Source organism: Pseudoalteromonas maris (assembly GCF_049257235.1).
Taxonomy (GTDB): domain Bacteria; phylum Pseudomonadota; class Gammaproteobacteria; order Enterobacterales; family Alteromonadaceae; genus Pseudoalteromonas.
Map to the genome: position 1 here is coordinate 354923 of NZ_JBMMUF010000002.1, position 16781 is coordinate 371703.

General features: G+C 44.7%; 9 protein-coding genes. All 9 read left to right on the top strand.

The features are described 5' to 3' along the window. Positions 1–17: 17 nt before the first annotated feature. Positions 18–2624, top strand: coding sequence for an aminopeptidase N (gene pepN, locus AAEU32_RS04635; RefSeq protein WP_421969350.1), 2607 nt, complete (start codon positions 18–20; stop codon positions 2622–2624). A gap of 5 nt (positions 2625–2629) precedes the next feature. Continuing rightward, positions 2630–2848: a DUF2835 domain-containing protein gene (locus tag AAEU32_RS04640; RefSeq protein WP_421969351.1), complete on the top strand. Its 219-nt coding sequence runs from the start codon at positions 2630–2632 to the stop codon at positions 2846–2848. 240 nt (positions 2849–3088) lie between these two features. After that, a complete protein-coding gene (locus AAEU32_RS04645) occupies positions 3089–5185 on the top strand; it encodes a DUF1302 domain-containing protein (RefSeq protein WP_421969352.1) in 2097 nt (698 codons plus the stop codon). Between the two features lie 12 nt (positions 5186–5197). Continuing rightward, on the top strand, positions 5198–6565 hold the full coding sequence (locus tag AAEU32_RS04650) for a DUF1329 domain-containing protein (protein ID WP_421969353.1): 1368 nt from the start codon (positions 5198–5200) through the stop codon (positions 6563–6565). A gap of 72 nt (positions 6566–6637) precedes the next feature. Continuing rightward, the gene (locus AAEU32_RS04655; RefSeq protein ID WP_421969354.1) at positions 6638–7633 is read left to right on the top strand and encodes a WD40/YVTN/BNR-like repeat-containing protein; all 996 of its coding nucleotides are present in this window, start codon (positions 6638–6640) and stop codon (positions 7631–7633) included. 2 nt (positions 7634–7635) lie between these two features. Then, entirely contained in the window at positions 7636–9954 is a 2319-nt protein-coding gene (locus AAEU32_RS04660; RefSeq protein WP_421969355.1) for an efflux RND transporter permease subunit, read from the top strand. A 197-nt stretch (positions 9955–10151) separates the two neighbouring features. Further along, a complete protein-coding gene (locus AAEU32_RS04665; RefSeq protein ID WP_421969356.1) occupies positions 10152–14999 on the top strand; it encodes an NAD-glutamate dehydrogenase in 4848 nt (1615 codons plus the stop codon). A 77-nt stretch (positions 15000–15076) separates the two neighbouring features. Then, positions 15077–16087, top strand: a complete 1011-nt coding sequence (gene pyrD / locus AAEU32_RS04670; protein WP_421969357.1) for a quinone-dependent dihydroorotate dehydrogenase — start codon at positions 15077–15079, stop codon at positions 16085–16087. A 135-nt stretch (positions 16088–16222) separates the two neighbouring features. Beyond that, positions 16223–16750, top strand: coding sequence for a cell division protein ZapC domain-containing protein (locus tag AAEU32_RS04675; protein WP_421969358.1), 528 nt, complete (start codon positions 16223–16225; stop codon positions 16748–16750). The last annotated feature ends 31 nt before the right edge of the window (positions 16751–16781 follow it).

Consider the following 16781-nt stretch of genomic DNA (forward strand, 5'->3'; position numbering starts at 1 on the left):
CAGGAGACTGTTAGTTTATGAACTCCACGCAACCTCAAGCTCAGTATTTATCTGATTATCAGCCCCCCTCATTTTTTATCGATACACTAGAGCTAAACATTGAGCTGGATCCGCTTAAGACCAAAGTAACGGCTTGCTCTAAGGTACATGCCAACGCCAATAATCCTAGCTCCAAGCTGGTATTAGACGGTGAGGCATTGACGCTAGAGAGTGTCATCATTAACGGGCAACTTCATAGCGATTACATCGTCGAAGAAAATACACTCACAATTACAGGTTTGCCTGATGATTCGTTTGATTTACAAATAACGACGTTGTGCGCGCCACAATCAAATACATCACTTGAAGGTTTGTACTTGTCTGATGGTGCATATTGCACCCAGTGTGAAGCACAGGGGTTTCGCAAAATCACTTACTTTCTAGACCGCCCAGATGTTATGGCGAGTTACACCGTGCGCATTGTGGCAGATAAGGAGCAATTTCCGTATCTATTATCAAACGGTAATAAAATTGACGGCGGTGACCTAGAAGGCGGTCTTCATTTTGCTGTGTGGGAAGACCCGTATAAAAAGCCCAGTTATTTGTTTGCGTTGGTGGCGGGTGATTTCGATGTCTTGCAACATAATTTCACCACAATGTCAGGTAGAAATGTAGCGTTAGAGCTGTATGTTGATAAGGGTAATTTATCAAAAGCACCGCATGCGATGGCGTCATTAAAAAAAGCGATGAAGTGGGACGAGGAGCGCTTCAATCTCGAATATGACTTAGACGTTTACATGATCGTAGCCGTTGATTTCTTCAATATGGGTGCCATGGAGAATAAGGGACTTAACATATTCAATTCCAAATGCGTACTCGCAAACGAGCAAACCTCTACAGACAAAGACTTCCATCTCATCGAATCGATTGTTGGCCATGAGTACTTCCATAACTGGACTGGAAACCGAGTAACGTGTCGAGACTGGTTTCAACTGTCACTCAAAGAGGGGCTAACCGTTTTTCGCGACCAAGAATTTAGCAGTGATCTCGGTTCACGAGCGTTAAACCGAATCGATGCTGTAAAGGTTATGCGTACCCATCAGTTCGCAGAAGATGCGGGGCCTATGGCACATCCTATTCGCCCAGAAAAAGTTATTGAAATGAATAACTTCTATACAGTGACTGTGTATGACAAAGGTGCTGAAGTCATTCGCATGATGCATACGCTTTTAGGTGAGGATGGCTTTCAAAAGGGCATGAATCTGTATTTTCAGCGTCATGATGGTCAAGCTGTTACATGTGATGATTTTGTCAACGCCATGGCCGATGCCAATAATGAAGATCTATCGCAGTTTGCTCTGTGGTATAGCCAATCTGGTACGCCACATGTATCCATTGAGCAGGACTACGATAGCAGCGCAAACACATTGGCTTTAACCTTGACTCAATCACATCAGCCCAGTGGCGACCAACAGGACAAACAAAATCTCCTTATTCCAGTTGCTATTGAATTGTTAGACTCGCGCGGTAAGAGACTGCCATTGATTTACGGTGGAGAAGCCCGCGATAAAGTCTTGCACTTGACTGATACAACACAGCGATTCGTATTTGAGGGGCTCAGTGAAAAACCAGTAGTGGTTGCTTTTGAGGACTTTTCTGCTCCTGTAAAAGTCGACTTCCACCAAGGTTTAGCCGAGCAGTTACACATCGTTAAGCACGCAAGTAGTGACTTTAGCCGCTGGGATGCGCAGCAAAGTGCACTCACTCAGTGTGTACGAAACGCAGTAGATACTGATGCAGATTTGCCCACACAGGTCTTAGCTACCTTAAATGACATATTAACAGGAGTACTCGAGGGTAAGGAGTCAGACTTAGCCTTGGTCGCAGAGCTGCTCATGTTGCCAAGTTTTGAAACGCTCAGTGCAAGTTATGAACATATCCCTTTGGATAACATTACAGCGGTAATTACTAAATTTGAACAAGCTATCGCCGATACCTTGGCAGAGAGTATGCTTTCAGTGATTAACACATTCAAAGATGATGGTCAGCAAAACCACACAAGTGCAGGGGTTAGAGCATTGTTAGCCTCTTGTATGCATTATCTGGCGCGTACCAATCGTGCTTTAGAGTATATCGCTGCCCAAGCAAATTCTGGTTCAATGACACTATCTCTTGGCGCCATTAAGGCACTTGTTTTGGCAAATCACCCATCTGCCGATGCGCAACTGAGCGCGTTTGCTGCGCGTTGGAGTGATGATGTTTTAGTTATGGACAAGTGGTTAAATTTACAGGCACTGCACCAAGGTGAGCATGCAATTGACGCGATTTCAGCGCTGTATGACCATGAACATTTCAGTTGGCAAAACCCTAATCGTGTTCGTTCACTTTTGGGTCCTTTAATCATGAACAACCCAGCTGTATTCCATCAACGTGATGGCGCAGGTTACGCATTGCTAGGCGATGCACTGGTGAAGCTTAATGATATCAATCCCCAAAATGCGTCGAGATTGATCACACCGTTTTTATCATGGAAGCGTTTTGACACGGGCCGTCAATCATTGATAAGAGCGCAACTCGAACGTTTACAAGCTTTGCCTAATTTAAGCAAAGACCTGTATGAAAAGGTTGATAAAGCGCTGGCGTAATAGGTATGCGTTATTATTATTTCGGCATTCAAATGAGCTATGAGCAGTGTTCGGCTTTTTACAAAGGGCGAACACCCTCAATTCAAGTAACAGATATTACTGGGCGAACAATACGCTTCCCCGCCGCAAAAATACTGCCCTTTATGTCTCAAATTGGCATAAGAGGGCAGTTTAGGCTCACTCTGGATGACAATAATAAGTTTGTATCCTTAGAACGAATTTAAAATGACGTAAATGACGGGTAATTAATCAGATGTAAATTGCATTTGTTGTTTACGTTATTGTCATGTATAAAAAAAGTGGTAGGATGTCATACCATTATCCTTTAGATAGGATCGTTCACTTTGCCAGCATGCCTTTTATGTGCACCGCTTGTAAATTTAGCGTATTCTCTCTAATGTACAAGACTACACTAAAAACAATAACTTGATATTAAAATGACCCGCGCGAAGGGGGAAAACACAATGATGAGACAGCCACTATTTGCTAAGCATCGACTGGCGCTTGGCGTCGGCGCTGCAATGTTAGGCATGAGTAGCGCAGCTCATAGCGCCAGCTTCAATGTTGGTGACTTTGAGGTGAACTTCGACTCGACTTTTTCATATGGTCAAAGTATTCGTACTGAAAATCGCGATTTTGACAAGTATGTAGGTAAGAGTAACCACCCACGATTTGACTGGAGCGGCTACAATCCAGCACTCAACCCAATTTACTCATCTACTGATGTATGGAGCCAGCCAGGCGCCTATTCAAACAATGGTGATGCGGGTAACTTAAACTTTGATAAAGGCGATACTTTCTCGCAATTATTAAAAGGTACCCATGAACTTGCCATCAATGGCGAGTCTTTCGGCTTATTCAGCCGTTTCATGTATTTCTATGACTTCGCGTTAATGGACGGAGACTTTGCATATACCAACCCTGTGTCTGGTGAATATGTGGACCCGTGCGACTACGACGAAACAAAAGAGCAAGTGTGTGCTGATTTCCGTCTTCTTGACGCGTTCGTTTGGGCAGACTTTGACTTCAACGATGGCATGAATCCGCTATCTATTCGCCTTGGTCAGCAAGTAGTGAACTGGGGTGAGAGCACACTTATTTCTCACGGCATCAATGTAAACCCTGTAGATATTGACCGCTTAAAAGCACCTGGTGCTGAATTAAAAGAAGCGTTTATCCCTGTTGGTATGCTATGGGCGTCACTGGGTATTACCGAAAACCTTTTCCTTGAAGGTTTCTATCAGTACGAATGGCATGAAACGCGTCTGCCGGCAACGGGGAGTTACTTCTCAACGAATGATTTCGCTTCAGAAAACGGCTTCAATCAAAACATTCAGTTAGGTTTTACATCAAACCCTGATATTGATTTGGCGTTTTTGACTGAAAGTTTGAATAACTTGCCAGCAACGTTTGCTGCAGTTGCTCAGGCGCAGGGCATTAACCCAGCGTCAGCAGAGGGCCAAGCGTTACTTGCAAACATGTATCTTGCATACCCAACTAAAGTAGCCCTCAAAGGTGAAGGTAGTCGCGGTAAGAGCGAGCCAGAAGACGGTGGTCAATATGGTTTGCGCTTAGGTATGTTCTTACCTGATTTCAACGACACTGAATTGGCGTTGTATTACATCAATTATCACAGTCGCCGTCCGGTTATCTCAGGTGTCGTATCTAACTTCACATTACCTGCAATTGCCAGTGATTTAGCGATGATCACCACTGAGGGTGTGAACAGCGATAACATCACTGATCTTCAGGCTTTCTCTAAGGCAGTGCTTGATTACCCTGAAGACATTAAGCTATACGGCGTGAGCTTCAACACCTCAATTGGTGAGACTGCGTTAGCGGGTGAATTTGCATTCCGTGAAGACGAACCTTTCCAAATTGATGACACGGAATTGCTTTATGCGGCAATGCCAGAGCAGCTTGCATTAGCGGGTTTGCGTCCTGATTTAGCAGGTATCTCACAAATGAGTGTGGGTGATGCTACGTCGTTCGCTCAACCAGGTGAGCGTGCGCAAGGTTATATCTTACGCAATACCGCTCAGCTTCAATTTACCGCGACACACTTGTTCGGTCCTGCACTTGGTGCTGATAGCTGGGCTGTCGTAGGTGAAGTAGGCGGTGTGCGTATCAACAACATGCCTGCGTATGACGAGTTGCGTTTAAACGTATCAGGTACTGGCCGAAGTGGTGTTATGCAAGGTCCTCTAGCGGACGATTATTCAACATTGCATCTTGGCCTATCAAATGGCCCAGAGGTTAACCCATTCCCAAGTGCGTCAGCATGGGGTTACCGTTTAATCGCTAAAGGTGATTACTACGATTTGTTCTCAGGTGTGAACTTCTCACCACGTTTTGTGTTCTCACATGATGTGAACGGTATTACTCCAGATCCAATGTTCTTATTCATCGAAGACCGTAAATCTCTGGGTATTAACATGAATTTCAACTATCAAAACACATGGTCATTTGATGTTGGTTACAATTCATTCTGGGGCGGCGGTGCGACGAATACGTTCGCGGATCGTGATTTTGTTTCGTTCAATATTAAATATTCAATCTAAAAGGGTATATGTATGTTAACTAAACCTACCCTCATTGCAGCAGCATTTTGTGGTTTATTCGCCACTACTGCAGTACAAGCAAAAATTTCGCCTGAAGAGGCAGCGCGTCTTGGTGCGGATCTCACGCCAATTGGTGCTGAAAAAGCAGGTAATGCTGATGGCTCTATCCCAGCATGGGATGGTGGTATTACAAAAGTACCAGAGAATTATGAGCAAGGTATGCACCATCCAGACCCATTTGCGGCTGATCAGGTGTTATATACCATAGATAAATCAAATTTGGCGCAGTACAAAGATATGTTAAGCCCGGGTCAAGTAGCACTATTTGAAGCGTATCCTGATACGTTCAAAATGAATGTCTACCCGACCCGTCGCAGTGCGTCTTATCCTGACTTCTACTACGATGCAACGAAGAAGTATGCAACTGAAGCTGAACTAATCGAAGGTGGTAACGGTATTAAAAACACAGCTATTGGTGTGCCTTTCCCAATTCCTGCGAACGGCTTAGAGGCAGTGTGGAACCACTTGTTGCGTTATCGTGGCCTATCAATTGCGCGTTTTGGTGGTCAGGCTATGCCAACTGCGTCAGGTACGTATAACCTGATTGGCTTTGATGAGCAATTATTGGTTAAGTACTCAGACCCAGCTGCAACACCGCAGCAACTTGAAGAGTCTAACATCTTGTTCAAGTTCAAGCAGCGTGTAACAGAGCCAGCACGTTTGGCTGGTACGGCGTTGTTAGTTCATGAAACCATGGACCAAATTTTAACACCGCGTCAAGCGTGGACATACAACACAGGCCAACGTCGTGTTCGTCGTGCACCTAACGTGGCATATGATGCACCGGGAACAGCATCAGATAACCTGCGTACTACCGATGATTTCGATATGTTCAACGGTTCGCCAAACCGTTATGACTGGGAATTAAAAGGTAAAAAAGAGTTATTGATCCCTTACAACAGCTACAAGCTTCACAGTGACTCGTTATCGTATGATGACATCTTGAAGCCTGGTCATGTAAACCCTGAGCATGTGCGCTATGAAAAGCACCGCGTATGGGTTGTCGAGGCTAACTTAAAAGAAGGTACGCGTCACACATACAAAAAACGCGTTTTCTATATTGACGAAGACAGCTGGCAAATTTCAGTTGCTGATTTGTACGACAACCGCGATCAGCTATACCGCGTAGTAATGGCTCATGGTCTAAACTACTATGAAGTCCCAACTCAGTGGAGTACGCTGGAGGTTTATCACGACCTTAACTCGCGTCGTTATCTAGCTATTGGCTTGGATAACCAAGAGCAGATGTATGACTTCTCACAGTCGTTCCAAGACAATGAGTTTACATCGAATGCACTTCGTCGCGAAGGTCGCCGTTAATCTTCACAAACTAGGCCCACAAAATGTGGGCCTAACTCTCACTTAACAATTCATTTTTAGGCGCTAATTAATATGAAGTACTTGCTTTGGGCAACATTGATTGTGTCGCTGCAGGTCGTCGCTCAGTCTGACCCGCAATCAGCATATCGTGCGCAGCAGGCAACCAAAACCCTATTTACCGATATTGTCGCTACAGATAATCGCGCAATCGCAGTGGGCCAGCATGGCACTATTGTGTTTACGGATGATGGTCAAACATGGCAACAAGCTAATTCACCTGTGGACATATTGCTTACGGCTGTTGAATTCGTGGATAACCAAAATGGTTGGGCATGCGGTCACGATGCTACTATTTTAAACACCCAAGATGGTGGCCAAAATTGGCAAGTCCAACAATTTAAACCCGGTATCGATAAGCCGTGTTTGGATATTATGTTTAGCGATGTAAATAACGGTATCGCCGTTGGCGCTTATGGCATGTTTTTCGTCACAGATGATGGCGGCCAAACGTGGACCAAACGCTTCTTAGACTCGCTGTTATTTCCAGAAGACAGAGATTACTTGCTCGATTTGAAAGAGAACGACCCAGAAGGGTTTGAGATTGAGAGTGCCTCAATCTTACCGCATTTTAACCGTATTAAGACCACCAATAATGGCATCTATATTGTTGGCGAAATGGGACTCATTGCGCTGAGCCAAAATGGTGGCCAGACGTGGCTGCGTGAAGAAGAGATTTACATGGGTTCTTTTTTCGATGTTGCGCAGTTTGGTGATCGTGTGTTCGTTGCTGGCTTGCGTGGTAATGCCTTCACTTACGCGCAAGATGACGGTTGGCAGCAATTAGAAAGTGCTGAGCAAGCAACCATGAATAGCATCATGACTACGCCAAACGATGGGCTCTATATTTTTGGTAATTCCGCCATGATTTACCACCTTGAAAGTGCAGAGGATATGCAGCTGAAAACTAAGCAATTAGATGATGGTAAAGCTATTCTCAATGGTGTTGTGTTTAAAGGTCAGTTGCTGTTAGTGACCGAAGCAGGGATTAAAAGCGAGGAGTTAAAATAGTCATGCAAAGACTCGTGGAATCTTTAGAGCGCAGTTTATTTCGTCATCGCGTATGGGTTATTGCGGCATTTATTATTGCAACAGTGGTGCTTGCTTTTCAGGCAACCAAATTGAAGCTAGACGCTTCGTTTAACAAGAATATTCCCTTAAATCATGAATACATGAAGGTGTACACCAAACACGAAAAGCAATTTGGTGGCGCTAATGGCATCCTAATTTCTGTATGTGATGCCAACGGTGACATCTTCAATGAAGAGTTTTTTACGCAATTAAAAGCGGTTCATGATCAACTCTATTTTATTCCCGGCGTAAACCGTCCATTGGTTAATTCTATATTTTCACCTAGTGCTCGATTCGTCGAGGTGGTTGAAGATGGTTTCAGTGGCGGCCCAATTATTCCGGCAAACTTTACCGCGGATAAGCGTGGTTTAGCGCAAGTAAAAGAAAACATCGAAAAAGCCAAGGTAGTAGGGCGCATGATTGCATCTGACTATTCTTGTGCCATGGTTAGCGCACAGCTAATGGAGTTTGACCCGCAAACCGGTGAACAGCTCGATACATTGTCTATTGCTGAGCAATTAGAGACGAAAATCCGTGGTGATTTGAGTACTGATAATGTCAGTATTCACATTATAGGTTTCGCTAAAATGGCAGGCGATATCGCCAATGGTGCTAAAGATGTGGTGTTGTTCTTTGCCATTGCAATTGCCATTACCTTTATCATGGTGTGGTTGTTCTGTCGCAGCTTTAAACTTACTTTGCTACCCATCATTTGTTCTTTTATCGCCGTTGTGTGGCAGTTGGGTTTACTTTCCTCCTTGGGCTTTGGCTTAGACCCAATGTCGATTTTGGTCCCGTTTTTGGTTTTCGCTATTGGTGTGAGCCACGGTGTGCAAATGATCAACGACATCGCCAAGAAAGTACAATTAGGCTCTGATACAAAAACTGCTGCGGAGTCGAGTTTTAAGGCATTGATGATCCCAGGCGGCATCGCTTTGCTATCTGATACTGTTGGCTTTATGACATTACTCGCCATCGATATCGGCATTATTCGTGAACTGGCTATTACAGCAAGTTTGGGTGTGGCGGTGATTATCTTCACTAACCTAGTACTGTTACCTGTTGCTGCATCTTACCTCGACGGTAAGGGCATGCATGTGATGACTGCTGACAATAAAAAGAAAGATTCATTATTTGTTGTTCGTGAGGCGCTCGTCGCGTTAACAAACAGAAAAAATGCGGCGGTTGTGCTGGTACTCACTGCATTGCTGTTTGCTTTTGGTTTCTGGCAATCGCAAAAAATGCACATTGGTGATCTTCATGCTGGTGCACCAGCACTTCATGAAGAGGCAGTGTATAACCAAGACACATTTTTAATCTCTGACAGATATGCAATCTCCGTCGATATTTTGAAGGTGATTGTTGAGGCTTATCCAGCAGCATGTACAGAGCACGACGTTATGGAGCGTATCAGACAGTTCCAATGGCGCATGGATAACGTGCCTGGCGTGCAAAGTAGTGTGTCGTTGGCGAGTGTCGCGCAAGCGGTTAACGCAGGTTACAACGAAGGTAACTTAAAATGGCAAACACTGCCTCGTAACACCGCATCTTTGGTTCAGGCGTCGTCGCGTGTAGAAACTAGTTCAGGTCTACTTAATGGTGATTGCTCTGTGATGCCAGTGATCATCTTCATGCAAGACCACAAAGCGCAAAGCATTGATGAAGTGGTTGCTGCCGTCAAAGAGTTTGGTGCTGAATTTGGAAATGACAAAGTTTCTTTCCGACTCGCTTCTGGCCCCATCGGAGTAATGGCGGCAACCAATGAATCAGTGTCGCAAGCACAGACACCGATGATGCTCTATGTGTATGGTGCTGTGATTGCGCTGTGTTTGGTAAGTTTCCGCTCGCTACGTGCGACTATTGCGGTTGTGCTTCCTCTATACGTGGTGTCGACATTGGCGCAAGCATTAATGGTGGGCCTGGAGATAGGTCTGACCGTATCAACTCTGCCGGTTATCGCATTAGGGGTGGGTATTGGCGTGGACTACGGGATTTATATCTTGTCGTCTAAGATGATCCAGCTAAACCAAGGATTAACCCTGAGCCAAGCGTATCGAAATGCGCTGGTAGAGCGTGGCAGTGCGGTACTGTTTACAGGCATTACTTTGGCGGTGGGAGTAAGTACGTGGATTTTCTCTGCGCTTAAATTCCAAGCCGATATGGGTATCCTCTTAACCTTCATGTTCCTCGTGAATATGATCGGTGCTCTAGTCCTAATTCCTGCAATTAGCGCATTCCTCTGGTCTGACCAGAAAAAATAATGTGAATACTTGTGTACAGAAATGGCCATAACTGGCCATTTCTATCTATATTTTGTGAATAGATAGCCAACATGCTGAAATCATTGGTCTGATTTCACTAAAAATGCTTTTTATTAACTGTAAAAACGTTAGAATTTACTCGGCTAATCGCTTTTCAGTTTCCCGTTCACAAGGCGGTATAGATTAAGGAACACACAATGACACAAAATGATGGTCACGCTAGTGTTATTCTCAGTAACGTTAGCAAGCTTATAAAAAGCAAAGTTCAAGAAGACAAAGTGTCACTCGTCGATAAGTTCGCGCAAGCATTGTATCGAACTATGTCGGCAGAGGACCTAGCGCACAGAAATGATAGTGACCTATACGGAGCAGCTTTAAGCCTTTGGAATTCCCTTGAGGGAAATAAAGGTGATGAGCCAGTTATCCGTGTTTTTAACCCAGAAGTTTCTAAGCATGGTTGGCAATCCTCTCACACCATCGTAGAAATCATCGCCAAAGATATGCCGTTCTTAGTTGATTCGGTTCGCATGTCTTTAAACAGAGCCAACATTGCTTCGCATTTAATGTTACATGCGCCGCTAAAAATCCAACGTGATGACTCGGGCGCAATTACCAATCTTTCAAACTTAAAAGCAGAGCAAGAATCAAGTTCTACTAAAACAGTGTTCTTTATTGAGATTGATCGCCAAACAGATAATGGTGAAATCAACGCGTTTAAAGCTGAGCTTGATTCAGTGTTGAATGATGTGTCTGTAGCCGTTGAAGATTGGCAGCCAATTCGCACCAAGCTCCTAGAGGTGATCAAAGAGCTACCAAAACGTCCAAATAATGTGACCGATTTGGAAATGCAAGAAACTATCGAGTTTCTAGAGTGGCTTGCTGGTGATAACTTCACATTCATGGGTTATCGCCAATACGATTTAAAACCTGTCAAAGGTGATCATCAACTTAAAGGCGTAAAGGGTTCTAGTTTAGGCTTGATGAAAAACTCAGACGAAGAGCAAGTACGTTTACTGTCTGACATGCCAGAGATTGCGCGCAAAGAAGCGCGAAGCAATAACTTACTGGTATTAACCAAAACAAATTCGATTTCGCGTGTACATCGTCCTGCGCATACTGATTACATTGGTATCAAGCGCTTTGACAAAGACGGCAATGTCGTCGGGGAAGACCGCTTTATCGGGTTATTCTCTTCGAGTTTCTATAACAATAGCGCTGCTGATGTGCCGGTATTGCGTTCGAAAATTCGCCGTGTACTAGAAATGAGTGACTTTGCTAACGGTACGCATGCCTATAAAGCGGTACTAAACATCCTTGAGACATACCCACGCGATGAGTTAGTACAGGCCCGTGAAAGTGAGCTGCTTGATGTAGCAATGGGTGTACTGCACATTCAAGAGCGTGATATGTGTCGCTTGTTTGTGCGTAAAGACACCTACGGGCGTTTCTTCTCGTGCATGGTGTATGTACCACGTGAACGCTACAACACAGCACTTCGCCGTGAAACGCAACAGATCCTTGCTGATGCATTCGGTTCAAATGACAAAGTTGCATTCACCACTTACTTCTCAGAATCAAATCTTGCACGTACTCATTACATTGTGCGTGTACAAGAAGACAACGTAGACTACGACGTGAAAGATATTGAAAATAATTTAGTAGAAGCCGCCCGTACATGGGAAGACAAACTACAGTCCGCACTATTGGCACACAATGGTGAAGCGCGCGGTAATGAACTTAACCGTAAATATGCCAACGCATTTGCAAGTGCCTACAAAGATCAGGTACTCCCGAGTGCAGCAGTAGTTGATATCGAAAAGCTTGAATTGCTTGATGAAGAACACAAGTTAGAAATGTTGTTCTATCGTCCACAAGAAGAAGCCAACTCAAACATTGTTCGTTTGTCTTTGTTCCACAAAGATGAGCCGATTCACCTTTCAGACGTTATGCCAATGCTTGAAAACTTTGGTCTTCGCGTTATTGGTGAAACTCCTTATGCGGTTAAGACGTCAGACGGACGTGTTAATTGGATCATGGATTTCTCGATGCTACTAGATAGCAAAGAAATCGCCGATTTTGACAAAGTATCAGCGCGATTCCAAAAGGCATTAACGGACGTATGGAATAACCGCCTAGAAGACGACGGCTTTAACCGTCTTGTCTTAATGGGTGGTTTGACTGGCCGCGAAGCGTCTATCTTGCGCGCATACGCAAAATACATGCGCCAGATTGGTGTGACGTTCTCACAAAGCTACATTGAAAGCACGCTGGCTAATTATCCAGCGATTGCGGCGCAAATCGTTAAATTGTTTGCTAAGAAGTTCTCAGTTAAGAGCCCAGGTACTGAAAAGGCGCTAGAGAAACTCGTTGCGCAGGTTTACGAAGCACTTGAGAGCGTAGCTAACCTAGATGATGACCGTATCATCCGTTTGTATGTTGATTTGATCAACGCCACGCTTCGTACCAACTACTATCAACGCTCGGATGATGACTTATTTAAGTCATATATCTCATTCAAAGTGAAGCCAAGCTTGATTCCAGATGTGCCATTACCATTGCCAGCGTTTGAAATCTTCGTGTACTCACCGAGAGTGGAAGGTGTTCACTTACGTGGCGGTAAAGTAGCCCGTGGTGGTTTACGTTGGTCTGATCGTCGTGAAGATTTCCGTACAGAAGTACTGGGTCTGGTGAAAGCGCAACAGGTTAAAAACACTGTTATCGTACCTGTGGGTTCTAAAGGTGGTTTCGTCTGTAAGCAGCTACCTACAGAACGTGAAGCGTTCTTCAAAGAAGGTCAAGAGTGCTACAAGATCTTTATTCGTGGTCTATTGGATATCACTGACAATATTGTCCATGGTGAAATCGTTGCGCCGCAGAACGTAACGCGTCACGATGAAGACGACCCGTATCTCGTAGTTGCCGCCGATAAAGGAACCGCAACTTTCTCTGATATCGCTAACGGTATCGCCCAAGAATATGGTTTCTGGCTTGGCGATGCGTTCGCATCGGGTGGTTCTATCGGCTATGACCATAAGAAGATGGGCATCACCGCAAAAGGTGCGTGGGAGTCAGTTAAACGTCACTTCCGTGAAATCGGTATTGATTGTCAAACAACTGATTTTACTGCCATTGCTATCGGTGATATGGCGGGTGACGTATTTGGTAACGGTATGTTGTTATCTAAACACACACGCTTACAAGCTGCATTTAATCACATGCATATCTTTATTGATCCAAATCCAGACGCAGCGAAGTCTTACGAAGAGCGTAAACGCATGTTCGAACTGCCGCGTTCAAGTTGGGAAGATTACAACGCAGAGTTGATTTCTAAAGGCGGTGGCATTTTCGCTCGTAGCGCCAAGTCAATTACGTTGACACCTGAAATCAAGAAAATGATCGGCACCAAAAAGGCGGCGATGACGCCTAACGAGCTGATCAAAGCGCTACTAATGATGCCAGTCGACCTTCTTTGGAATGGTGGTATCGGTACATACATTAAAGCGAAGTCAGAAACTGACTCAGAAGTAGGCGACCGTGCCAATGATGCGTTGCGTATCAATGGCTCTGAGCTTGGAGCTAAAATCTTTGGTGAAGGCGGTAACCTTGGTGCTACGCAGCTTGGACGTATTGAGTTCGCAGCCAAAGGTGGCCGTATTAATACGGACTTCATTGATAACGTTGGTGGTGTAGCGTGTTCGGATAACGAAGTAAACATCAAGATCTTATTGAACTCACTGGTTGCAGAGGGCGATCTTACCAAGAAGCAACGTGACGAACTTCTGTATTCGATGACGGATGAAGTCTCTGAGCTGGTTCTAAAAGATTGTTATCGTCAAACTCAGACTATCTCAGTGACTCAGTCAAAAGGTACGTCAACACTTAAAGAGAAAATCCGCTTCATTCATGCCCTTGAAAAAGAAGGCAAGTTGGATCGCGTGATTGAATTCTTGCCAAGTGATGAAGAGCTAGCCGAGCGCGCTGCTGCTGGTAAAGATTTGACTCGTCCTGAGCTATCAGTACTGGTTTCATATGCGAAGATGGTTCTAAAAGAAACCTTGGTGACTGATGATGTGTCTAACAACCCGTATTATCGTCAGTTGCTAGTGCAGTCATTCCCTGTGCCACTGCGTGAGCGCTTCAACGAAGCGATGGATAACCACCCACTGCGCAGTGAAATTATCGCTACAAAACTTGCCAATAACATTGTCAATGATATGGGCTTGAACTTTATGGTGCGTATGCACGAAGAGACCGGTGCAACCGACGCGGAAATTGCATTCTGCTACAGTATCGCACGTGAAATTTTCGAGCTACCAAGCACGTGGTCAGAAATCAGTTCACTCGATAATAAGGTTGATGCTTCTGTACAAACAGAAATGTTGTATCAGCTTCGTCGTACAGTGCGCCGTGCTACCCGTTGGTTCTTACGCCACCGCAACAAAGCGATGACTATCGAACAAAGCATTGCGCATTTTGCTCCGTGCTTTAAAGACCTTACAAACAATCTGCACAGCTACATGGTTAGTGGTGAGAGCGAGCAAATTCGCCACAACTCGCAATCGCTTGCAGAAAAAGGTGTTCCGGCACAATTGGCGATGCGTATTGTGTCACTGTCTAGCTTGTTCTCGACAATGGACTTGGCTGAAGTGGCGACACACAGCCAGCGTAGTAACTCTCTCGTAGCCAATACTTACTTTAAGTTGGGTGCACGCATGGGACTACATTGGTTCTTGGCGCAAATCACCAACCAACCAGTACAAAACCACTGGCAAGCACTTGCACGCGCATCATACCGCGAAGAGTTAGATTGGCAGCAACGCACACTGACAGAAGTGGTATTGAGCAGCTTTGATGACAAAGAGCAAGACGTGGACGCGCTTATCGACACGTGGATGAATTCAAACGATGCACTGTTGCAGCGTTGGCAGCAAATGCTAAGCGAGTTTAAAACGTCGCAAAGTCATGACTTTGCGAAGTTCTCAGTAGCACTTCGTGAGCTTATGTTACTTGCACACAATTGCGATCAGCGTAACCTCGCGTCGTAATGTTGCACTGTTAATAAGCAGTAAAACTCTGTAGAATACCTCGGCTTTTTGCCGGGGTATTTTTTTAAGGGGAATCCATGTTTTACGATTTAGCACGCCGTTTTATGTTTACTAAAGATGCAGAGTGGGCGCACGATTTTGCACTGAATAATCTGCGTCGTTTTGCCAACACACCACTATCGCTAGCATGGTCTCAATCTGTTCAAGATAAACCGGTTGAATTTTTAGGTTTAGAGTTTAAAAACCCAGTTGGCCTAGCCGCCGGTCTTGATAAAAATGCCGAGTGTATCGATGCGTTCGCACAAATGGGCTTTGGCTTTATTGAAGTAGGGACAGTGACACCACGACCTCAAGCGGGTAATGATAAGCCGCGTATTTTCAGACTACCGCAGCAGCATGCCGTTATAAACCGTATGGGCTTCAATAACAAAGGCGTTGATAACCTAGTTGCAAACGTTAAGGCTTCAAACTACCGCGGTATTCTCGGTATTAATATCGGCAAAAACAAAGATACTCCTAATGAGCAAGGTAAAGATGATTACATTCACTGTATGCGCAAGGTGTTTGAGCATGCCTCGTACATCACTGTGAATATTTCTTCGCCAAATACCCCAGGGCTTCGAGACTTGCAATACGGTGAAGCATTGGATGATTTGTTGTCGAGCCTTAAAAATGAACAGCTAGACTTGATTGCAAAGCACAACAAACAGGTGCCCATGTTGGTCAAAGTCGCCCCAGATCTCGACGAAGTTCAAGTGGAGCAGGTGACACAATCATTGATGAATAACAAGATTGATGGTGTTATCGCGACCAATACCACACTTGATAGAAGTGCAGTGCAAGGGTTGCAATACGCAGATGAAGCCGGAGGATTATCTGGACGTCCGGTACGCGCTAAATCCACGGATGTGATCAAAGAGATTAAGCGTATCTCCCAAGGTAACCTGCCAATCATTGGCGTAGGTGGTATTGATAGTGCTGAGGCAGCGACAGAAAAATTCAATGCAGGCGCGGACTTGGTGCAAGTTTACACTGGTTTTATCTACGAAGGCCCAGCGCTTGTCAAAAGGATCCTTAACGCCTTATAAGGATCCGCTATTTCAGAACAAGATCCCTCGTAAAATATTATTAGAATTTATTTTACAGGGGATCACTTGTCGCTATAATCGAAAGTTATAAGCTTTGAAATCACTGGCTTAGCGAATAATAAAATCGAGGAAGGGATGTTACAGGCACAACAGTATTGGCAATGGCTATTTTGTGAGCAAACTAATTGTTTGTTACTCGACATGGGTGACATGCAGTTCGCTACGCCTTATAAACGCCGTCAATTAACTGATGAAGCTTTGTCTAACCCGAACTTCAACCTTCAAGACGCTGATTTCTATCAACAAGTGTGTCAATACTTAGCAACGTTCTCGTTGTGGACTGACGCACAAATCTGCCAAATCGCACTCAATGCCACTGCGGTAAAACATTACCTTAAACCGATGCTCGCCAAAAGCTGGTTTTTTGCCCCATATGCAGGCGGCCAAGTAAACCAAGAGGCTATTGTGGGTTTGACGTCTAAAGCGCAGCGTGGACAATTCCTCATCGTCGATTGCGACCAAAGTGCAAGCGTGTGTTTATGTTTAGAACCACAGTTTGCGCTTGATGATAATTTGACGCTTGCTCAGTTTGAAGTAATTAAAGTATTAAACGACAGAATTGAGCCGCTTTTCTGTGCACAAGGGCAACAAAAACGCGCCTAATAGTAAGGTGCTGTGATACAATCTCGAGGAA